Here is a 21,897-nt window from a genome sequence, read left to right as displayed (position 1 = left end):
CGACGTCCTTTAACGACCCGTCCCGTGAGGCGGGGAAGGGGGTCCGCCGTGGCGTACCCGCAGGCTGCCCAGCCGCAGCCAGCCCCACCACCGTCCGTGAAGGTGATCCTGACCAGCGTTGAGCTGGCCCGGGTGGTGGACCGGATCGCCCACCAGATCCTGGAGAAGACCCAGGGCGCCGCCGACACCGTACTGCTCGGCATTCCCACCCGAGGGGCCCCGCTGGCCCGCCGACTGGCGGCCCGGATCAGTGCCTTCGAGGGGATCGACGTACCCGTCGGTGTGCTCGACATCACTCTCTACCGCGACGATCTGCGGCGGCACGCCGTACGGGCGGTCGGTCCGACCGAGGTGCCCTCCGGCGGCATCGACGGCAAGCGGGTCGTTCTCGTCGACGACGTCCTCTTCTCCGGGCGCAGCGCGCGGGCCGCCCTGGACGCCCTGAACGACCTCGGGCGGCCGAGTTCGGTCCAACTCGCGGTCCTGGTCGACCGGGGCCACCGCGAACTGCCGATCCGGGCCGACTACGTGGGGAAGAACATTCCGACGGCGCTCTCCGAGAGCGTCAAGGTGACCCTCGCCGAGACTGACGGCGGCGACGAGGTCCGGCTCATCGGAGGCACAGCCCAACAATGAAGCACCTACTTTCCGGAGCCGACCTCGACGCGGCCACCGCCACCCGGATCCTGGACACCGCGGCCGAGATGGCCACGGTCGCCGGTCGCGAGGTGAAGAAGCTTCCCGCGCTGCGCGGCCGGACCGTGGTCAACCTCTTCTACGAGGACTCCACCCGGACCCGCATCTCGTTCGAGGCGGCGGCCAAGCGGCTCTCCGCCGACGTGATCAACTTTTCGGCCAAGGGCTCCAGCGTCTCCAAGGGTGAGAGCCTCAAGGACACCGCGCTGACCCTGCAGGCGATGGGAGCCGACGCGGTGGTGATCCGCCATCCGGCCTCCGGGGCGCCGCACCGGCTCGCCAACTGGGTGGACGGCTCCGTACTCAACGCCGGCGACGGCACCCACGAACACCCGACCCAGGCACTGCTCGACGCGTACACGATGCGGTCCCGGCTCGGTCGGATCGCCGGCCTGCACGTCGCGGTCGTCGGGGACGTGCTGCACAGCCGGGTCGCCCGCTCCAACGTGCTGCTGCTGGCCACTCTCGGTGCCAAGGTCACCCTGGTCGGACCGCCGACCCTGATCCCGGTGGACATCGGGCCGGCGCTGGCCCCGGGCACCGAGGTCTCGTACGACCTGGACAGCGTGCTGCCCAGCGCCGACGTGGTGATGATGCTGCGGGTGCAGCGGGAACGGATGGCCGACTCCTACTTCCCGTCGGCCCGGGAGTACGCCCGCCGCTACGGGCTGGACGGGCCCCGGATGCGCCGCCTGGCGGACCACGCGATCGTGATGCACCCCGGGCCGATGAACCGGGGGATGGAGATCGCTCCGGAGGTCGCCGACTCGCCCCGGTCCACCATCGTCGAACAGGTCACCAACGGTGTCTCCGTCCGGATGGCCTGCCTGTACCTGCTGCTGGGGGGAATGAACCGATGAGCGAGCCGTACCTGATCCGGGGGGTCCGGGTGGTCGGTGCCGAGCCGACCGATCTGCTGCTGCGCGACGGCGTGGTGGCCGAGGCCGGCCGCGGCCTCGACGCCCGCGGTGCCACCGTGGTCGACGCCGACGGGCTCGTCGCCCTGCCCGGCCTGGTCGACCTGCACACCCACCTGCGCGAACCGGGTCGGGAGGACGCCGAGACGGTCGAATCCGGCTCCCGGGCGGCCGCGCTCGGCGGCTACACCGCCGTCTGCGCGATGGCCAACACCTCCCCGGTCGCCGACACCGCCGGCGTGGTCGAGCAGGTCTGGCGCCTCGGCCGCGAGGCCGGGCTGGTCGACGTGCAGCCGATCGGTGCGGTCACCGTCGGACTGGCCGGCGAGCGGCTCGCGGAACTCGGCGCGATGGCGTCGTCCGCCGCCCGGGTCCGGATCTTCTCCGACGACGGGCACTGCGTGGCCGACCCCCGGCTGATGCGCCGGGCACTGGAGTACGTCAAGGCGTTCAACGGTGTCATCGCCCAGCACGCCGAGGAGCCCCGGCTGACCGAGGGCGCCCAGATGCACGAGGGTGAGGTCTCCACCCGGCTCGGCCTCACCGGCTGGCCGGCGGTGGCGGAGGAGGCGATCATCGCCCGGGACGTGCTGCTCGCCGAGCACGTCGGCAGCCGGCTGCACGTCTGCCACGTCTCCACCGCCGGCAGCGTCGAGGTGCTCCGCCACGCCAGGGCACGTGGGGTACGGGTCACCGCCGAGGTGACCCCGCACCACCTGTTCTTCACCGACGAGGTGGTGGCCGGCCGGAGCGGACTGACGAGCCCGGCACTCGCGAACACCGGGTCCGGGGCGGCCGGTTACGACCCGGTTTTCAAGGTCAACCCGCCGCTGCGTACCGCCACCGACGTCACCGCGCTGCGCGAGGCGCTGGTCGAGGGGATCATCGACATCGTCGCCACCGACCACGCCCCGCACGCGCTGGAGGACAAGGAGTGCGAGTGGGCGTACGCCCGGCCGGGCATGCTCGGGCTGGAGACGGCGCTCTCCGTGCTGCTCAGCGTCGTCGGTGAGCGCTGGGATCTGATCGCCGAGCGGATGTCACGCACGCCGGCCCGGATCGCCGGGTTGACCGAGCACGGCCGGGACCCGGCGCCCGGGGCGCACGCCAACCTGACCCTGGTGGACCCGGCGGCCCGCCGTGTGGTGGAACCGGGTGGGCTGGCGAGCCTGAGTCGCAACACCCCGTACGCGGGGACCACGCTGCCCGGTCGGATCGTCGCCACCTTCCTGCGGGGCGAGCCGACGGTGCTGGACGGAAAGGCCGTTAAGTGAGCAACAGAAGGCGACCAGCCATCCTGGTCCTGGAGGACGGGCGGACCTTCCGCGGCGAGTCGTACGGCAGCGTCGGGGAGACCTTCGGCGAGGCGGTCTTCAACACCGGGATGACCGGCTACCAGGAGACGCTGACCGACCCGTCGTACCACCGGCAGGTGGTGGTCCAGACCGCGCCGCACATCGGCAACACCGGGGTCAACCACGAGGACGACGAGTCCGGCCGGATCTGGGTCGCCGGGTACGTGGTCCGCGACCCGGCCCGGGTCGGCTCGAACTGGCGGGCCACCGGCGGTCTGGAGGACCGGCTCGCCACCGAGGGTGTGGTCGGGATCAGCGGTGTGGACACCCGGGCGCTCACCCGGCACCTGCGGGAACGCGGCGCGATGCGGGTCGGGGTGTCCAGCCTGGACGTCGACCCGGAGGCGCTGCTGACCCGGGTACGCGAGGCGCCGAAGATGGTCGGCGCGGACCTGTCGGCCGAGGTGACCACGGCGAAGCCGTACACGGTGGAGGCCGAGGGGGAGCACCGGTTCACGGTCGCCGCCCTGGATCTCGGCATCAAGCGGAACGTGCCGCGCCGGCTCGCCGCCCGCGGCGTCACCACCCACGTGCTGCCGGCCGGCTCCAGCATCGACGACCTGGTCGCCACCGGCGCGGACGCGGTCTTCTTCTCGCCCGGCCCCGGTGACCCGGCCACTGCCGATCACCCGGTCGGGCTGGCCCGCGAGGTGATGCGGCGGCGGATCCCGCTGTTCGGCATCTGCTTCGGCAGCCAGATCCTCGGCCGGGCGCTCGGCTTCGGCACCTACAAGCTCGGGTACGGCCACCGGGGCATCAACCAGCCGGTGCTGGACCGGGTCACCGGCAAGGTCGAGGTGACCAGCCACAACCACGGCTTCGCCGTCCAGGTGCCGGGCGCCGGCCCCGGGCTGGTGGTGCCGGACCAGGTGATCGACACCGACTTCGGCGCGGTCGAGGTGAGTCACGTCTGCCTCAACGACAACGTGGTCGAGGGCCTGCGGGCCAAGGACGTGCCGGCGTTCACCGTGCAGTACCACCCCGAGGCGGCGGCCGGCCCGCACGACGCGGACTACCTGTTCGACCGCTTCGCGGAACTGATCGAAGGCGAAAAGAACAAAGGCGGCCAGCATGCCTAAGCGGACCGATCTGCGACACGTCATGGTGATCGGCTCCGGCCCGATCGTCATCGGGCAGGCCTGCGAGTTCGACTACTCCGGCACCCAGGCCTGCCGGGTGCTGCGCGCCGAGGGGCTGCGGGTCAGCCTGGTCAACTCCAACCCGGCGACCATCATGACCGACCCGGAGTTCGCCGACGCGACGTACGTCGAGCCGATCACCCCGGAGTTCGTCGAGCTGGTCATCGCCAAGGAGCGCCCGGACGCGCTGCTGCCCACCCTCGGCGGCCAGACCGCGCTGAACACCGCGGTCGCGTTGCACGAGTCCGGCGTCCTCGCCAAGTACGGCGTGGAACTGATCGGCGCGGACATCGACGCGATCCGCCGGGGCGAGGACCGGCAGCTGTTCAAGGAGATCGTCGCCCGGGCCGGTGGCGAGACCCCGCGCAGCCGGGTCTGCCACTCGATGGACGAGGTCCGGGAGACCGTGGCCGAGCTGGGCCTGCCGGTGGTGATCCGGCCGTCGTTCACGATGGGCGGCCTCGGCTCCGGAATGGCGCACACCGACGAGGACCTGACCCGGATCGCCGGGGCCGGCCTGGCGGAGAGCCCGGTACACGAGGTCCTGATCGAGGAGAGCGTGCTCGGCTGGAAGGAGTACGAGCTCGAACTGATGCGGGACCGGCACGACAACGTCGTGGTGGTCTGCTCGATCGAGAACGTCGACCCGATGGGCGTGCACACCGGGGACAGCGTCACCGTCGCCCCGGCGATGACCCTGACCGACCGGGAGTACCAGCGGCTGCGTGACCTCGGCATCGCGGTGCTCCGCGAGGTCGGGGTGGACACCGGCGGCTGCAACATCCAGTTCGCGGTCAACCCGGCCGACGGCCGGCTGGTCGTGATCGAGATGAACCCCCGGGTCTCCCGGTCCTCGGCGCTGGCCTCCAAGGCGACCGGCTTTCCGATCGCGAAGATCGCCGCCAAGCTCGCCATCGGCTACACCCTGGACGAGATCCCGAACGACATCACCCTGAAGACGCCGGCGGCGTTCGAACCCACCCTGGACTACGTGGTGGTGAAGATCCCCCGGTTCGCCTTCGAGAAGTTCCCGGCCGCCGACCGGGAACTCACCACCACGATGAAGTCGGTCGGCGAGGCGATGAGCCTGGGCCGCAACTTCACCGAGGCGCTGAACAAGGCGATGCGGTCGATGGAGACGAAGGAGACCGGCTTCTGGACGGTGCCGGACCCCGACGGCGTCACCCTGGAGAGCACCCTCGCCGCGTTGGCCACCCCGCACGACGGACGGCTCTACACGGTCGAGCGGGCGCTGCGCCTCGGTGCCTCGGTGGCCGAGGTGTCGGCCGCCTCCGGCGGCATCGACCCGTGGTTCGTGGACCAGATCGCCGGTCTGGTCGAGCTGCGTGCCGAGATCGTCGGCGCGGCGGTCCTCGACGAGGAGCTGCTGTACCGGGCGAAGCGGGCCGGCATCTCCGACCGGCAGCTCGCCGCGCTCCGTCCGGAGCTGGCCGCCGAGGACGGGGTACGGACGCTGCGGCACCGGCTCGGGGTGCGGCCGGTGTACAAGACCGTGGACACCTGCGCGGCCGAGTTCGCCGCCGGCACGCCGTACCACTACAGCAGCTATGACGAAGAGACCGAGGTGACCGGATCGGCCCGGCCGAAGGTGCTGATCCTCGGCTCCGGCCCGAACCGGATCGGTCAGGGCATCGAGTTCGACTACTCGTGCGTGCACGCCGTGATGGCCCTCCGGGGCGCCGGTTACGAGACGGTGATGGTCAACTGCAACCCGGAGACCGTCTCCACCGACTACGACACCGCCGACCGGCTCTACTTCGAGCCGTTGACCTTCGAGGACGTCCTGGAGGTCTGGCACGCCGAGGACTCGTCCGGGAAGGCGGCCGGCGGGCCGGGCGTGATCGGGGTCGTCGTCCAGCTCGGCGGGCAGACCCCGCTCGGTCTGGCACAGCGGCTCAAGGACGCCGGGGTGCCGATCGTCGGCACCTCGCCGGAGTCGATCCACCTGGCCGAGGACCGGGGCGCGTTCGGCGCGCTGCTCGACGCGGCCGGCCTGCGCTCCCCGGCGCACGGCACCGCCACCTCCTACGAGGAGGCCCGGGCGATCGCCGAGGAGATCGGCTACCCGGTGCTGGTCCGGCCGTCGTACGTGCTCGGCGGCCGGGGCATGGAGATCGTCTACGACGACCCCACGCTGCGCGGGTACATCACCCGGGCGACCGACATCTCCCCGGACCACCCGGTGCTGGTCGACCGGTTCCTGGACGACGCGATCGAGATCGACGTGGACGCGCTCTGCGACGCCGACGGCGAGGTCTACATCGGCGGCGTGATGGAGCACATCGAGGAGGCCGGCATCCACTCCGGCGACTCCTCCTGCGCGCTGCCGCCGATCACCCTGGCCAGCTCGCACCTGGAGGCGGTACGGCGCTACACGGTGGAGATCGCCCGGGGCGTCGGGGTACGCGGCCTGCTGAACGTCCAGTACGCGCTCAAGGACGACACGCTGTACGTACTGGAGGCCAATCCCCGGGCCTCCCGGACCGTGCCGTTCGTCTCGAAGGCGACCGCCGTACCGCTGGCCAAGGCGGCGGCCCGGATCATGCTCGGCGCCACCATCGCGGAGCTGCGGGCCGAGCGGCTGCTGCCACCGACCGGGGACGGCGGTTCGCTGCCCGTCGACGCGCCGGTCGCGGTGAAGGAGGCGGTGCTGCCGTTCAAGCGGTTCCGCACCCCGGCCGGGATGGGCATCGACTCGCTGCTCGGGCCGGAGATGAAGTCGACCGGCGAGGTGATGGGCATCGACACCGCCTTCGGGCACGCCTTCGCCAAGTCGCAGGCGGCGGTCTACGGCTCGCTGCCGACCCGGGGCAGGGTCTTCGTCTCCGTCGCCAACCGCGACAAGCGGGGCATGATCTTCCCGATCAAGCGCCTCGCCGACCTCGGCTTCGAGATCGTCGCCACCGTCGGCACCGGCGAGGTGCTGCGCCGGTACGGCATCTCCTGCGAGCTGATCCGCAAGCACTACGAGGAGGGCGCCGACGGCCCGGACGCGGTGTCGCTGATCACGGCGGGCGAGGTCGCGCTGGTGATCAACACCCCGCAGGGCTCGGGGGCGAGCGCCCGGTCCGACGGGTACGAGATCCGTAGCGCGGCGGTCGGCGCGGACGTACCGTGCATCACCACCGTGCCGGGTGCGGCGGCGGCGGTGATGGGGATCGAGGCCCTGATCCGGGGTGACATGACGGTCCGGCCGCTGCAGGAGCTGCACGCCGCGCTGCGGGCCGGCGAGTGACCGCGCCGACCACCACACCCGGCGCGGCACCCGGCCTCTTCGACCGGGTCGTCCGGCCGGCGCTGTTCCGGATCGGCGGCGGGGACGCCGAGACGGCGCACGAGTGGACGCTGCGCCGGCTCGCCGGGATCTCCCGGCGGCCGGCGCTGCTGGCCGCGCTCCGGGCCCGCTACGCGGTCGCCGCGCCGCGTACGGTCTTCGGGCTCGACTTCCCGAACCCGGTCGGGCTGGCCGCCGGGATGGACAAGGACGGGCGGGCGCTGCCCGCCTGGCCGGCCCTCGGCTTCGGTTTTGTCGAGGTCGGCACGGTCACCGCGCACGCGCAGCCGGGCAACCCCCGGCCCCGGCTGTTCCGGCTTCCGGACAGCGGTGCCGTGATCAACCGGATGGGTTTCAACAACGCCGGGGCGGCGGCGCTGGCCGCCCGGCTGGCCGCCCTGGACCGTCCACTGGGGGTGCCGCTGGGGATCTCACTCGGCAAGTCCAAGGTCACCCCGATCGACCAGGCGGTCGAGGACTACCTCGCCTCCTACCGGGCGCTGTACGCCTACGGCGACTACTTCGCGGTCAACGTCTCGTCGCCGAACACCCCGGGGCTGCGGAGCCTGCAGGACCGGTCGCACCTGGACGCACTGCTGACCGCCCTGGCGGGGGAGAAGCCGGTCCTGGTGAAGATCGCGCCGGACCTGACCGACGCGGCGATCGCCGAGCTGTTGGAGGTCTGCCTCGACCGGGGGGCGGCCGGGGTGATCGCCACCAACACCACGCTCGGCCGGGACGGACTCGCCCCGGCCGACCTGCCCCGGGCCGGTGAGGCGGGTGGCCTCTCCGGCCGGCCGTTGACCGCCCGGGCCCGACAGGTGGTCTCCTTCGTCCACGCGGAGACCGGCGGGCGGCTGCCGGTGATCGGGGTCGGCGGCATCCTCGACCCGGCCGACGGCACCGCGCTGCTGGACGCCGGGGCCAGTCTGGTGCAGCTCTACACCGGTTTCGTCTATCGCGGGCCGGGACTTGTCCGTGGGCTCGCCAGGGCGGCGCGGAACTGACCACGGGAGGGAAACGGCGATGGGCGTGGAAATGGTGGCCCCGGGCCGGGAGGCGGGTTTGACGCCCGAGGAGATCGTCGCGGTCGACCGGGCGCACGTCTGGCACCCGTACGCCCCGATGCCGGCCCGCAGCGACCCGTACGTGGTGGAGAGCGCCGCCGGGGTACGGCTGCGCCTGGCCGACGGGCGGGAACTGGTCGACGGGATGTCGTCGTGGTGGGCGGCGATCCACGGCTACCGGCATCCGGTGCTGGACGCCGCGGTCACCGACCAGCTCGGCCGGATGAGCCACGTCATGTTCGGCGGGCTCACCCACGGGCCCGCGGTCGAGCTGGCCCGGAGTCTGGTCGAGATCACCCCACCCGGCCTGGAACACGTCTTCCTCTGCGACTCCGGCTCGGTCGGGGTCGAGGTCGCGGTGAAGATGGCGCTGCAGTACCAGCGTGGCCGGGGGCGGCCGGAGCGGCACCGGCTGGCCACCTGGCGGGGTGGCTACCACGGGGACACGTTCCACCCGATGAGCGTCTGTGACCCGGTGGGCGGGATGCACGCGCTCTGGACCGGCGTACTGCCCCGGCAGATCTTCGCCGACCTGCCACCGTCCGGTTTCGACGCCCCGGTCGACGAGGCGTACGCGGCGTCCCTGGTGGACGCGGTGGAGCGGCACGCCCACGAACTCGCCGCGGTGATCGTCGAGCCGGTGGTGCAGGGGGCCGGCGGGATGCGGTTCCACAATCCGGCCTACCTGCGGTTGCTGCGTGAGGTCACCGCCGCGCACGACATCGTGCTGATCTTCGACGAGATCGCCACCGGGTTCGGCCGGACCGGCGCCCTCTTCGCGGCCGGGCACGCCGGGGTGACGCCGGACGTGATGTGTCTCGGCAAGGCGCTCACCGGCGGCTACCTGAGCCTGGCCGCCACGCTCTGCACGCCGGCGGTCGCCGCCGGCATCTCGGCGACCGGCGTGCTCGCGCACGGCCCGACGTTCATGGGCAACCCGGTCGCCTGCGCGGTCGCAAACGCCTCCATCGGGCTGCTGAAGGCCGGAAACTGGCCGGGGGAGGTGTCGAGGGTGCGGGCGGGGCTCTCGGCCGGTCTGGCGCCGTTGCGGGGCGCGCCGGGTGTGGCGGACGTCCGGGTGCTGGGCGCGATCGGGGTGGTGCAGCTCGACCACGACGTCGACATGGCGGCGGCGACCGCCGCCGCGGTGGCGCACGGGGTGTGGCTGCGTCCGTTCCGGGATCTGATCTACACGATGCCGCCGTACGTCACCGACGACGAGGACCTGGCCCGGATCTGTACGGCGATCGCCGCCGCGGCCGCGGCCGGTTGAGTCCGGGGCGCCGGACGGGTCGGGTCGGTTCGCCCGGCGGTCGCGGCCGGTTGAGTCCGGCTCGCCGGGCGCGGGTCGGTCGCGCCGGTCCGTCGGGTCGGGTGGGGTTCGCCGGGCGGCCGGGTGTGTCCGCGCCGGGCGACCCGGGCCGGATCCGGTTTCCCGGCGACCGGGGTCGGGTCCGGCCCGCCCGGCGACCGATGGGACGGGCCGCCATCCGGGCGGCCCGGGGAGAGGAGAGCGACGGATGGAGACCTTCGGCAGTCGGTTGCACCGGGCGATGGCGGAGCGCGGGCCGCTCTGCGTGGGCATCGACCCCCACCCGGCCCTGCTGGCCCGGTGGGGGCTCTCGGACGATCTCGAGGGCCTGACCCGGTTCAGTCAGACCGTGGCCGACGCGCTCGGCGACCGGGTCGCGGTAGTCAAGCCGCAGTCCGCCTTCTTCGAGCGCTTCGGGTCCCGGGGACTCGCGGTACTTGAGTCAATTATCCGACAGTTGCGGGGCGCGGGTGCCCTCGTTCTGCTGGACGTCAAGCGGGGCGACATCGGCTCCACGGTCGCCGCGTACGCGGACGCGTACCTTGATCCATCCAGCCCGGTCCATGTCGACGCGGTGACCGCGAGCCCGTTCCTGGGCGTCGGCTCGCTCGCTCCGATGTTCGACGCGGCGCGGTCGCACGGCGGCGGAGTCTTTGTGCTCGCGCTCACCTCGAACCCGGAGGGCGCGAGTGTGCAGCGGGCCCGTGGCGCGGACGGGCGAACCGTCGCGCAGACCGTCATCGACGAGATTTCCCAGCTCAACGAGGGTGCGCAGCCGCTGGGAAGTTTCGGTCTGGTGGTTGGCGCCACGATCGGGGAGACCGGGCACGACCTGTCCAAGGTCAATGGGCCGCTGCTCGCACCGGGCCTCGGCGCGCAGGGTGGACGGGCTGCCGACCTGCGTACGGTCTTCGGCGACGAGCTCTCCGCGGTGCTTCCGTCGTACTCCCGGGAGGTGCTCGGCGCGGGCCCGGACCCGGCCGCTCTGCGGGCCGCGGCGGACCGTGTTCTGGCCGACTGTCGGGCCGCGTTGACCGCCGCCGGTCAGTGATCTCGTGGTCACGCTGACATGATCATGGCGCGCCCACGTTGCCGAAAGCTCCGTTGACCGCTAGTTTTCCCGGCGCTGGGAACCACGTACCCCTTTGGTTCCCAGGCACACCACGTTTCACAGATGCGGCGGTGCGTTCCGCCCGTCGCGATAGGGACCTGAGGAGAACTGGTGCCGCTCCCCCAACTGAGCCCCGAGCAGCGTGCCGCCGCGCTGGAAAAGGCTGCGGAGATCCGCAAGGCCCGTGCCAAGCTCAAGGAAGAGCTGAAGCAGGGCAAGACCACCCTGGCCGCCGTCCTCGACCGGGCGGAGGCGGACGATGTCGTCGGCAAGCTGAAGGTCTCCGCCGTCCTTCAGGCGATGCCGGGAATCGGCAAGATCCGGGCCACCCAGATCATGGAGAAGCTCAAGATCGCCGACAGCCGTCGCCTGCGTGGCCTCGGTGAGCAGCAGCGCAAGGCACTGCTTGGAGAGTTCTCGGCGAACTAGTTCCAACCGCCGTGTAGAAACAAGCAGTGAGTACGAATGACGATGTCCGCCCGTCGGCTCGTCTCACGGTCCTTGCCGGCCCCTCCGGGGTCGGCAAGGACAGCGTGACGGAACTTGTCCGGGCGCGATCGCCGTGGCTGTGGCGATCGGTCCCGCTGACCACCCGCCCCCGTCGGGAACACGAGATCGACGGTGTGCACTACTGTTTCGTCGACCGGGCGGAATTCGCCCGACTCCTCGACGACGGGCAGTTGCTGGAGTGGTCGGAAATTGGCGTCCACCGCTACGGCACGCCGAGCGGGCCGGTACGGATCCGGCTGTCCGCCGGTCGGCCGGTGCTGCTGACGATCGACCTCCGGGGCGCCCGCCAGATCCGGGCGGCGATGCCGGAGGCCCGGCTGGTGTACCTCGCCCCGCCGGGGACCGACGTCCGCGCCGTTGGTCGGGAATTCGACGTAACGGTCGTCAACCACGTCATCGAGCGGGCCGCCGACGAACTGGTAGGCTTGCTCGGTTCGTGCCACTTGACGTCGAGCTGACACGGCGTTGAACGGACTCCGAACTTCGTGTCCGAGCCGAGAGCGTCACGTCCGACCCGAATCTCGGCTCGACACCCGAACTCCAGATCGACTCCGACCTGACCGCCTCCGGGCGGTCGCGCAGACACAGAGGTTTCTCCCGTGGGATCCATCGCCAGTCCCGAAGGCATCACCAACCCGCCGATCGACGAGCTGCTCGAGAAGACCACCTCCAAGTACGCGCTGGTGATCTTCGCCGCCAAGCGCGCCCGCCAGGTCAACGCCTACTACAGCCAGCTCGGCGAGGGCCTGCTGGAGTACGTCGGCCCGCTGGTGGAGACCACTCCGCAGGAGAAGCCGCTCTCGATCGCGATGCGGGAGATCAACGCGGGTCTGCTCACCGCAGAGCCGACCGACCAGCCGTAGCGGCGGCCGGGACGTCGTAGATGACCGAGGTCGTACTCGGGGTCGGTGGGGGGATCGCCGCCTACAAGGCGTGCGAACTGCTGCGACTGTTCACCGAGTCCGGGCACCGGGTCCGGGTCGTGCCGACCGCCGCCGCGCTGCGGTTCGTCGGCGCACCGACCTGGGCGGCGCTGAGTGGCCAGCCGGTCGCCGACGACGTCTGGGCCGACGTGCAGGAGGTCCCGCACGTACGCCTCGGCCAGGGTGCCGACCTGGTGGTCGTCGCCCCGGCCACGGCTGACCTGATGGCCCGGGCCGCCCACGGTCTCGCCGACGACCTGCTGACCAACACCCTGCTCACCGCCCGCTGCCCGGTGGTGCTCGCGCCGGCGATGCACACCGAGATGTGGGAGCACCCGGCCACCGTCGAGAACGTCGCGACCCTGCGGCGGCGCGGGGTCCTGGTGCTCGAACCGGCGAGCGGCCGGCTGACCGGGGTGGACACCGGCAAGGGGCGGCTGCCCGACCCGGCCGAGATCTTCGCGGTCGCCCGTCGGGTGCTGGTCCGGGGGGTGGACGCGCCGCGGGACCTGGCCGGCCGCCAGGTGGTGGTCACCGCCGGTGGCACCCGCGAGCCACTGGACCCGGTGCGCTTCCTCGGCAACCGTTCGTCCGGTAAGCAGGGTTACGCGTTCGCCCGGACGGCGGTGGCCCGGGGTGCCCGGGTCACCCTGATCGCGGCCAACGTGAGCCTGCCGGATCCGGCCGGCGCGGACGTGGTCCGGGTCGGTACCACCGAGGAGCTGCGCAAGGCGACCCTGGAGGCGGCCGGGACGGCGGACGCGGTGGTGATGGCGGCGGCACCCGCCGACTTCCGGCCGGCGACCTACGCCTCGGATAAGATCAAGAAGTCGGGTCGAGGCGACACGCTCACCGTTGAGCTGGTGGCCAACCCCGACATCGCCGCCGAGCTGGGCGAGCGCAGGCGACCGGAGCAGGTGCTGGTCGCCTTCGCCGCCGAGACCAGTGACGCCGAGGCCAACGCCCGGGGCAAGCTGGCCCGGAAGAAGGCCGACCTGATCGTCGTCAACGAGGTCGGGCCGGACAAGGTCTTCGGAGCCGACACCAACAGGGCCGTCGTACTGGGGGCCGACGGGTCGACGACGGCTTTTTCGGAGCAATCCAAGGAAGACCTCGCCGACGCCGTCTGGGATCTGGTAACAACGCGCTTAACCGGATTGTCACGACCCGGCGCGACGTTGTAGTGCACTGGTCAGGCGGCGGATGACTAAACTGCCGCGAAACGTGTATTCGAGCCTTTTAGGAGCACCGTGGTACGCCGCCTGTTCACATCCGAGTCGGTCACGGAAGGCCACCCGGACAAGATCGCTGACCAGATCAGCGATGGAATCCTCGACGCGCTGCTGGACCAGGACCCGCGCAGCAGGGTCGCGGTCGAAACGCTCATCACCACCGGTCAGGTGCACGTCGCGGGTGAGGTGACCACGAAGGCGTACGCCGACATCCCGTCGATCGTCCGGGAGACGATCCTCGGCATCGGCTACGACTCGTCGAAGAAGGGATTCGACGGGGCGTCCTGCGGAGTCAGCGTGTCGATCGGCTCCCAGTCGCCGGACATCGCCCAGGGCGTGGACAGCGCCCTCGAACTGCGCTCCGGCTCGTCGGAGAGCGCGCTGGACGCACAGGGCGCCGGTGACCAGGGCATGATGTTCGGCTTCGCCTGCTCGGAGACGCCCGAGCTGATGCCGCTGCCGATCGCGCTGGCGCACCGGCTGGCCCGCCGGCTGGCCGCCACCCGCAAGGACGGCACGATCCCGTACCTCCGCCCGGACGGCAAGACCCAGGTCACCATCGAGTACGACGGCCTGCGCCCGGTCCGGCTGGACACGGTGGTGGTCTCCAGCCAGCACGCCGCCGACATCTCGCTGGAGTCGCTGCTCACCCCGGACATCCGCGAGCACGTCATCGAGCCGGAGCTGGAGGAGCTGGGCCTGTCGGTCGACGGCTACCGGCTGCTGGTGAACCCGACCGGTCGGTTCGAGATCGGCGGCCCGATGGGCGACGCCGGGCTGACCGGCCGGAAGATCATCGTCGACACGTACGGCGGGTACGCCCGGCACGGCGGCGGTGCCTTCTCCGGCAAGGACCCGTCGAAGGTCGACCGGTCGGCGGCGTACGCGACCCGCTGGGTGGCGAAGAACGTGGTCGCGGCCGGGCTCGCCGAGCGGTGCGAGGTGCAGGTCGCCTACGCGATCGGCAAGGCCCACCCGGTCAGCCTCTTCATCGAGACATTCGGCACCGAGAACGTCCCGGTCGACCGGATCGAGCACGCGGTACGCGAGGTCTTCGACCTGCGCCCGGCGGCGATCATCCGGGACCTGCACCTGCTCCGTCCGATCTACCGGCAGACGGCGGCGTACGGCCACTTCGGCCGCGAGCTGCCCGATCTGACCTGGGAGAGCACCGACCGCGCCGCCGACCTCAAGTCGGCCGCGGGAGCCTGACCAGCGCTACGCGCAGCGACCGGCAGCCCGCCACCGGGCTGCCGGTCGCTCGCGTCTGTGTCGATGTGCCGCTGGCCCACCTGGATCGGCTCTTCGACTACCTGGTGCCCGAGGACCTGAGTGAGCGGGCCCGGCCCGGGACGCGGGTCCGGGTCCGGTTCGCCGGCCAGTTGGTGGACGGTTGGCTGATGGAGCGCGCCGAGCTGTCGGCGCACGACGGCCGGCTCAGCTATCTCGAGCGGCTGGTGTCGCCGGAGCAGGTGCTGACCCCGGAGGTCGCCCGGTTGGCCCGGGCGGTCGCCGACCGGTACGCCGGCAACCTCGCCGACGTACTGCGGTTGGCGGTTCCGCCCCGGCACGCCCGGGTGGAGCGCGAGACGCCGGATCCCGGCCCCGCCCCGGTCACCGCCGTCGAGGATCCCGACGCCGCCGCTGTCGACGGCGGTCCGGTTCCCGGCGCGGCCGCCGGCGTCGACGGCCGCCCGGTTTCCGGTGCCGGCAGCGGTCCGGTTGCCGGGCCGGCCGACGGCGTCAGCAGGGGTCCGGTTGCCGGCGCGGACGGTGGTGCCGTCGGCGGGACGGTCGGCGGGTCGGACCCCGACGGTTCGGGCTGGCGGGGCTATCCGGCCGGGCCGGGGTTCCTGCGTGCCCTCGCCGACGGGCGGGCCCCCCGGGCGGTCTGGAACGCCCTGCCCGGCGAGGAGTGGGCGGACCGGTTCGCGGAGGCCGCCGCGGCCACCGTCGACAGCGGGCGCGGGGTCGTCGCCGTGGTCGCCGATGCCCGCGACCTCGGGCGACTCGACGCCGCGCTGACCCGGCGGCTCGGTGCCGGCCGGCACGTCGCGCTCTCCGCGGCGCTCGGCCCGGCCCGGCGGTACCGGGCCTTCCTGGCCGCCTGCCGGGGTCGGGTGCCGGTGGTGATCGGGACCCGGGCGGCGATGTTCGCCCCGGTGCCGAACCTCGGACTGGTGGCGATCTGGGACGACGGGGACGACCTGCACGCCGAACCCAGGGCGCCGTACCCGCACGCCCGGGAGGTGCTGCTCACCCGAGCCCAGCTCGGCAACGCCGCCGCCCTGGTGGCCGGCCACGCCCGGACGGTGGAGGGACAACTGCTGGTGGAGACCGGGTGGGCGAGGGAGATCGTCGCCGACCGTTCGACGCTGCGGTCCCGTACGCCCAGGGTGACGCCGACCGGGGACGATCCGCAGCTCGCCCGCGATCCCGCCGCCGCGTCCGCGCGCCTGCCCAGTCTCGCCTGGGAGGCGGCCCGGGCGGCGTTGAAGGCGGACACCCCGGTGCTGGTCCAGGTGCCCCGACGCGGGTACCTGCCGTCGGTCGCCTGTGCCGAGTGCCGTGCCCCGGCCCGGTGCCCGCACTGCGCCGGTCCGCTCGGGCTGCGTTCGGCGGCCGCGACTCCGGCCTGCCGGTGGTGCGCCCGGGTCGCGGCCGGGTACGCCTGCCCGCAGTGCGGTGGTCGGCGGCTTCGGGCGGCGGTGGTCGGCGCCCGACGTACCGCCGAGGAACTCGGCCGGGCGTTCCCCGGTGTACCGGTCCGGACCTCGGGCCGGGAGGAGGTACTGGACGTGGTACCCGGCGGCGCCGGCCTGGTGATCTCCACGCCGGGTGCCGAGCCGGTCGCCGAGGGCGGTTTCGGTGCCGTGCTGCTGCTCGACTCCTGGGCCCTGCTCACCCGGGCCGACCTGCGGGCCGGGGAGGAGGCGCTGCGCCGCTGGCTCGCGGCGGCGGCGCTCGCCCGGCCCGGCCCGGCCGGCGGCCGGGTGGTGGTGGTCGCCGACGGCGGGTTGGTGCCGGTGCAGGCGCTGCTGCGCTGGGATCCGGTCTGGTTCGCCGGCCGGGAACTGGCCGAGCGGCGGGAGTTGGGCTTTCCCCCGGCCGCCCGGATGGCGAGTCTGACCGGTACCGCGGCGGCCGTGGCGGAGTTGCTCGAGGCGGCCCGGCTGCCGGACGGCGCGGACGTGCTCGGTCCGGTGCCGGCCGGCGACGGCCAGGAACGGATGCTGGTCCGGGTGCCCCGGTCGCGCGCCGCCGCCCTCGCGGCCGCGTTGCACACCGCCGCCGGGGTGCGCACCGCCCGCAAGGCCAACCAGCCGGTACGCGTCCAGGTCGACCCGCACGACCTCTTCTGACCCGGTGTCGCCGGACCGGCCGACGGCCCGCTCCCGACCTGTCGGCACTCCGATCCGCGATCACCCGACCGGTCGCCGGTACGGCTCGCCGCCCCGAATCAGGTTCACCTGTTGCGAGATCCCCGTCACAGAGGGTTGTCTTCTCTGCGGCTGCTACGGGGTATCCGAGGAGGGACGCACTCGGTGTCCGACCGGGTGGCCAGGATACGGGTGATACCATCGCCCCTCATGCTGCACGCGGGGTTGCGTAACGGTGAGTGATCGCGCCGGTTTGGCGCTCAAGCTATTGATCTTGACAATTCCGGGATCAGGAGTGGGTAGGTCGTGACCGGTCGGCAGTCGATCGTCCTCAATGGCGATCTTGGTAGCGGCAAGAGCACCGTTTCGATCGAACTCGCCAAGCGGCTGGACCTGCGGCGGGTGAGTGTCGGCGATCTCTATCGGGAGATGGCACAACAGCGGCAGATGACCGCTCTGCAGCTCAACCTGCACGCCGAACTCGACCAGGCCGTCGACGGCTACGTCGACCAGTTGCAGCAGAACATCGCCGACTCCGGCGAGCAGCTGATCGTCGACAGCCGGCTCGCCTGGCACTTCTTCAAGCACGCGCTCAAGATTCACATGATCACCGAGCCGACCGAGGCGGCCCGCCGGGTCCTCGCCCGACCGTCCGGCCCGGCCGAGAGCTACTCCTCGATCGAGGAGGCGCGGGACAAGCTCCGCGAGCGCAGCGACAGCGAACGGAACCGTTTCCTCGTCCGGTACGGCGTCGACAAGGCGAAGCTGCGGAACTACGACCTGATCTGCGACACCACCAAGGCGTCCGCGCTCGAGGTGGTGGATCACATCATCGCCGCGTACGAGGGCTCCTTCGGCCAGGAGATCCTCCGCGAGTCACCGCCCCTGCTGCTGCTCGACCCGGCCCGGATCTACCCCACCGTGGAGATTCAGTCCCTGCGCGGCCTCTGGGAGTCCGACGAGTTCGTCACGCAGGTCGGGCAGGCCGGTGAAGAAGCACTCGAACCGCTGCGCATCGGGTACACCGGCGAGCAGTTCTTCGTGGTCGACGGTCACCGACGGCTCAGCGCGGCGCTCCGCAACGGCTTCAAACTGGTCCCCGGTCGCCTGGTCGCCGAATGCGACGAACCGGTCGTCGGCGGACTCAGTGCCATCGACTTCTTCCGGGCCGAGGTCGGGCTGAGCGTGATCTACGACTGGGACGCCGCCCACGGCACCCAGCTGCCGCTGCCCGAGCACATCCTGGAACGTACCGACAGCGTGCTGGTCGGTAAGCCCGGCTCTCCGTCGGCGTAACCCGGGAGCCGGGGTCGTACCCGGCGGCCCGTCCGGGGTGGCCCCGGGCCGCCGGTCAGCCGACCGGGTCATGCCCTGGTCCCGGCGGTCGTGCCGCCTGCCGGCCGCACCCACCCGACGCCGGGCGGCGGCGTGGTGGCGGCCGACCCCGCCCGTAGACTGGTAGGGCACCGCCGTTTCCGCCACCCGTGAAGGAGCCACCCCGCGTGACCGTCCAGCCCATCCGTCTCTTCGGCGACCCGGTGCTGCGCACCCCGGCCGAACCGGTCGTCGACTTCGACGCTGAGCTGCGCAAACTGGTCGCCGACCTGACCGACACCATGCGTGAGCAGAACGGCGCCGGTCTCGCCGCGCCGCAGCTCGGCGTCGGCCTGCGGGTCTTCACCTTCGACGTCGACGACGTCGTCGGGCACCTGGTCAACCCGGTGCTGCACTTTCCGGACGAGGAGGAACAGGACGGCCAGGAAGGCTGCCTCTCCATTCCCGGGCTGTACTTCGACACCAAGCGTCGGCTCAACGTCGTCGCCAAGGGCTTCACCGAGTACGGCGACCCGCTGCAGATCGTCGGCACCGGCCTGATGGCCCGCTGCGTGCAGCACGAGACCGACCACCTCGACGGGGTGCTCTTCCTCGACCGGCTGGACCCGGAGGCGCGCAAGGAGGCGATGAAGGCGATCCGGCAGGCCGACTGGTACGACGAGGCCGCGCCGCCGGTGGTCAAGGTCAGCCCCCACGACGTGCCGCCCAGCCGGCGCCAGTCACTGGCCAGCCGGTTCGGGCTCGGCTCCGACCGCTCGGCGAACCCCTTCGGTCTGGGTCGGTGACAGCGGAGTGCGCCTGATCTTCGCCGGTACGCCGGCCGTCGCCCTGCCCGCGTTGGACGCGGTCGCCGCCTCGTCCCACGAACTGCTGGCCGTCGTGACCCGACCCGACGCGCCGGCGGGCCGGGGCCGAGGGCTGGTCCGCTCCCCGGTGGGCGCCTGGGCCGACGAGCGGGGCGTCGAGGTGCTGACCCCGGCCCGGCCCCGGGAGCCCGAGTTCCTCGACCGGCTGCGCGACCTCGCGCCGGACTGCGTACCGGTGGTGGCCTACGGGGCCCTGGTGCCGCCGGTCGCCCTGGAGATCCCCACCCACGGGTGGGTCAACCTGCACTTCTCACTCCTGCCCGCATGGCGTGGGGCGGCGCCGGTGCAGCACGCGGTGCTGCACGGTGACCAGCTCACCGGGGCGAGTGTCTTCCAACTCGAGGAGGGGTTGGACACCGGTCCGGTCTTCGGCACCCTGACCGAGGAGATCCGCCCCACCGACACCTCCGGCGACCTGCTGGAGCGTCTCGCCACAGCCGGCGCGGGCCTGCTGGTCGCCGTCCTCGACGCGATCGGGCGGGGCACCGCCGAGGCCGTACCGCAGCCCACCGACGGCGTGTCGGTGGCACCCAAGCTCACCGTCGCCGACGGGCAGGTCCGCTGGACCGAACCGGCCTTCGCCGTGGACCGGCGGATCCGGGCGGCGACCCCGGCACCGGGGGCGTGGACCGGGTTCCGGGACGCCCGGGTCAAGCTCGGTCCGGTTCGGCCGGTCGCCAACGGACCCGAGCTCAAACCCGGTGAGTTGCTGGTGGAACGCAGCCGGGTACTCGCCGGCACGGCGACGACTCCGGTCGCCCTGGGTGAGGTCCGAGCCGCCGGCAAGAGGGCCATGCCGGCTCCGGACTGGGCGCGTGGGCTGCGAGTGGCGGCCGGGGAGCGATTCGAGTGAGCGAGGACAGCGGACGGATGCAGACTGTCGGCGGCAACCCGGGCGACGACCGGGGCCGGCCCGACCGGTCGGGTGACCGGGATCGTGGCTGGGCCGGACGTTCCGGGGGCGGCGACCGTGCCGGGGGCGGCGACCGTGGCCGTGCCGGGGGCGGCGACCGTGGCCGCGCTGCGGGTGACCGCGACCGGGGCGGCTGGGCGGGAGCTGACCGGGGCCGTGGTGCCCGTGGCGGCGCCGACCGGGATCGCGGGGGCAACCGCGGCCGGGACGACCGGGACCGGACCGGACGGGCACCCCGCCCCGGGCGTCCGGCCGTCGACCTGCCACGGCAGGCGGCGTACGAGGCCATCGAGGCGGTGCACCGGGACGACGCGTACGCGAACCTGGTGCTGCCCGGCATCCTGCGGGACCGGCGGTTGCACGGCCGGGACGCGGCGTTCGCCACCGAGCTGACCTACGGCACCCTGCGGCTGCGCGGCACGCTCGACGCGATCCTGTCGGCGGCGGCCGGCCGGGACGTCGCCCGGATCGACCCGCAGCCCCGGGACGCGCTGCGGCTCGGCGCCTACCAACTGCTGTATACCCGGGTTCCGGCGCACGCGGCGGTCTCCTCGACCGTCGACCTGGTGCGCTCGCTGGCCCCCGGCGCGACCGGGTTCGCCAACGCGGTCCTGCGGGAGGTGGCCGGCAAGGACGCCGACACCTGGCTGACCGAGTTGGCGCCCTCGTTCGAGACCGACCCGATCGGGCACCTGGCCTGTACCCACAGCCACCCGGAATGGATCGTGCGGGCGTTCAGCGAGGCGCTCGGTGGTGACCTCGGCGAGACGACCCGGCTGCTGATCGAGAACAATCAGCCGCCACCGGTGCACCTCTGTGTCCGGCCCGGCCGGGCCGACGCGGTCAAGGTGGCCGACCAGGTGGACGGCGCCCCGGGCGCGTTCTCCCCGTACGCGGTCTACCTCTCCGGCGGCGGCGCCCCGGGCGAGCTGGCTCCGGTGCAGGACGGCCGGGCGCACGTGCAGGACGAGGGGTCCCAGCTCGTCGCCGCCGCGCTGGCCGCCGCCGAACTGGACGGTCCCGACGAGCGCTGGCTGGACCTGTGCGCCGGGCCGGGGGGCAAGTCCGGGCTGCTCGGCGCGTTGGCCGCGATGCGCGGCGCGAAGCTGACCGCGGTGGAGGTCGCCGAGCACCGGGCCCGGCTGGTCGAGCAGGCGACCCGTGGACTGCCGGTCACCGTGCTGCACACCGACGGACGTACCGTCGGTCGTGACCCCGACCTGCCGGAGCAGGCGTTCGACCGGGTCCTGGTCGACGCGCCGTGCACCGGTCTCGGCGCACTGCGTCGTCGGCCGGAGTCCCGCTGGCGCCGCCAACCCTCGGACCTGCCGGCACTGACCCGGCTGCAGCGGGAGTTGCTCGGCGCCGCGCTGCGGGCGGTACGCCCCGGTGGGGTGGTCGGCTACGTGACCTGCTCGCCGCACGTGGTGGAGACACACGTCTCGGTCACCGAGGCGGCCCGGCGCTCCGGCGTACCGGCCGACTTCGTCGACGCCCGCCCGCTGCTGCCGGCGGGTATGCCTGGACTGGGTGACGGACCGACGGTGCAGTTGTGGCCGCACCGGCACGGCACCGACGCCATGTTCCTCGCCGTGCTCCGCCGAGGCTGACGGCGCGTTGCGGCGGTCCGGTTGACCGCGCGGCGCGCCTGACGCGCGGCGGCCCGGCTGACCGTGTGGCTGAACCGTGCGGCGCGACTGACCGTGCGGCGCGACGACGGGTGTCGTCCCCGGCTGGCCGCACGTCCGTCCGGCGGTGTCAAAAAGGGGCCCTTCCTCTACCGCAAACGTCGATAAGGGACCCTTCCTTGCCGATAACTTGGGGTGTAATGCCCGATTTGAGGCGA

General features: G+C 72.5%; 18 protein-coding genes. All 18 read left to right on the top strand.

Going from position 1 to position 21,897, the window contains the following annotated elements; all coding sequences use genetic code 11:
• Window positions 1-48: 48 nt before the first annotated feature.
• Window positions 49-636, top strand: a complete 588-nt coding sequence (gene pyrR, locus V1633_RS25460; RefSeq protein WP_331216922.1) for a bifunctional pyr operon transcriptional regulator/uracil phosphoribosyltransferase PyrR — start codon at window positions 49-51, stop codon at window positions 634-636.
• Entirely contained in the window at window positions 633-1,556 is a 924-nt protein-coding gene (locus tag V1633_RS25455) for an aspartate carbamoyltransferase catalytic subunit (protein WP_331216921.1), read from the top strand. The genes pyrR and V1633_RS25455 overlap by 4 nt, the downstream gene beginning before the upstream one ends.
• On the top strand, window positions 1,553-2,887 hold the full coding sequence (locus V1633_RS25450; RefSeq protein ID WP_331216920.1) for a dihydroorotase: 1,335 nt from the start codon (window positions 1,553-1,555) through the stop codon (window positions 2,885-2,887). Before V1633_RS25455 ends, V1633_RS25450 begins: the two co-directional genes overlap by 4 nt.
• Window positions 2,884-4,047, top strand: coding sequence for a glutamine-hydrolyzing carbamoyl-phosphate synthase small subunit (carA, locus tag V1633_RS25445; protein WP_331216919.1), 1,164 nt, complete (start codon window positions 2,884-2,886; stop codon window positions 4,045-4,047). The genes V1633_RS25450 and carA overlap by 4 nt, the downstream gene beginning before the upstream one ends.
• Window positions 4,040-7,363 (top strand): carbamoyl-phosphate synthase large subunit, encoded by a 3,324-nt coding sequence (carB, locus tag V1633_RS25440; protein WP_331216918.1) that lies wholly within the window; start codon window positions 4,040-4,042, stop codon window positions 7,361-7,363. The genes carA and carB overlap by 8 nt, the downstream gene beginning before the upstream one ends.
• The gene (locus V1633_RS25435) at window positions 7,360-8,409 is read left to right on the top strand and encodes a quinone-dependent dihydroorotate dehydrogenase (protein ID WP_331216917.1); all 1,050 of its coding nucleotides are present in this window, start codon (window positions 7,360-7,362) and stop codon (window positions 8,407-8,409) included. The genes carB and V1633_RS25435 overlap by 4 nt, the downstream gene beginning before the upstream one ends.
• 58 nt (window positions 8,410-8,467) lie before the next feature.
• Window positions 8,468-9,742 carry an adenosylmethionine--8-amino-7-oxononanoate transaminase gene (locus tag V1633_RS25430; RefSeq protein WP_331216977.1) on the top strand — a complete coding sequence of 425 codons (1,275 nt, stop codon included), beginning with the start codon at window positions 8,468-8,470 and terminating at the stop codon, window positions 9,740-9,742.
• Between the two features lie 247 nt (window positions 9,743-9,989).
• The gene (gene pyrF, locus V1633_RS25425) at window positions 9,990-10,832 is read left to right on the top strand and encodes an orotidine-5'-phosphate decarboxylase (protein WP_331216916.1); all 843 of its coding nucleotides are present in this window, start codon (window positions 9,990-9,992) and stop codon (window positions 10,830-10,832) included.
• A 171-nt stretch (window positions 10,833-11,003) separates the two neighbouring features.
• On the top strand, window positions 11,004-11,321 hold the full coding sequence (gene mihF / locus V1633_RS25420; protein ID WP_331216915.1) for an integration host factor, actinobacterial type: 318 nt from the start codon (window positions 11,004-11,006) through the stop codon (window positions 11,319-11,321).
• A gap of 26 nt (window positions 11,322-11,347) precedes the next feature.
• On the top strand, window positions 11,348-11,860 hold the full coding sequence (locus V1633_RS25415) for a nucleoside/nucleotide kinase family protein (protein WP_331216914.1): 513 nt from the start codon (window positions 11,348-11,350) through the stop codon (window positions 11,858-11,860).
• 141 nt (window positions 11,861-12,001) lie between these two features.
• On the top strand, window positions 12,002-12,265 hold the full coding sequence (rpoZ, locus tag V1633_RS25410; RefSeq protein WP_101366725.1) for a DNA-directed RNA polymerase subunit omega: 264 nt from the start codon (window positions 12,002-12,004) through the stop codon (window positions 12,263-12,265).
• Window positions 12,266-12,285: 20 nt separating this feature from the next.
• A complete protein-coding gene (coaBC, locus tag V1633_RS25405; protein ID WP_331216913.1) occupies window positions 12,286-13,509 on the top strand; it encodes a bifunctional phosphopantothenoylcysteine decarboxylase/phosphopantothenate--cysteine ligase CoaBC in 1,224 nt (407 codons plus the stop codon).
• A gap of 66 nt (window positions 13,510-13,575) precedes the next feature.
• Window positions 13,576-14,769, top strand: a complete 1,194-nt coding sequence (gene metK / locus V1633_RS25400; RefSeq protein WP_331216912.1) for a methionine adenosyltransferase — start codon at window positions 13,576-13,578, stop codon at window positions 14,767-14,769.
• A gap of 38 nt (window positions 14,770-14,807) precedes the next feature.
• Complete coding sequence (locus V1633_RS25395; RefSeq protein WP_407952109.1) at window positions 14,808-16,919, top strand: primosomal protein N'; 2,112 nt, start codon at window positions 14,808-14,810, stop codon at window positions 16,917-16,919.
• Between the two features lie 324 nt (window positions 16,920-17,243).
• On the top strand, window positions 17,244-18,233 hold the full coding sequence (locus V1633_RS25390; RefSeq protein ID WP_331216910.1) for an AAA family ATPase: 990 nt from the start codon (window positions 17,244-17,246) through the stop codon (window positions 18,231-18,233).
• Window positions 18,234-18,439: 206 nt separating this feature from the next.
• The gene (gene def, locus V1633_RS25385; protein ID WP_407952104.1) at window positions 18,440-19,057 is read left to right on the top strand and encodes a peptide deformylase; all 618 of its coding nucleotides are present in this window, start codon (window positions 18,440-18,442) and stop codon (window positions 19,055-19,057) included.
• A 7-nt stretch (window positions 19,058-19,064) separates the two neighbouring features.
• Complete coding sequence (locus V1633_RS25380; protein WP_331216909.1) at window positions 19,065-19,991, top strand: methionyl-tRNA formyltransferase; 927 nt, start codon at window positions 19,065-19,067, stop codon at window positions 19,989-19,991.
• 17 nt (window positions 19,992-20,008) lie between these two features.
• Complete coding sequence (locus tag V1633_RS25375; protein WP_331216976.1) at window positions 20,009-21,661, top strand: RsmB/NOP family class I SAM-dependent RNA methyltransferase; 1,653 nt, start codon at window positions 20,009-20,011, stop codon at window positions 21,659-21,661.
• Window positions 21,662-21,897 lie beyond the last annotated feature (236 nt).

This window comes from Plantactinospora sonchi (assembly GCF_036422035.1).
In the GTDB taxonomy this organism is placed as follows: Bacteria; Actinomycetota; Actinomycetes; order Mycobacteriales; family Micromonosporaceae; genus Plantactinospora; species Plantactinospora sonchi.
Note: the sequence above shows the minus strand (reverse complement) of the source record. Positions and strands in the feature narration are given on the sequence as shown.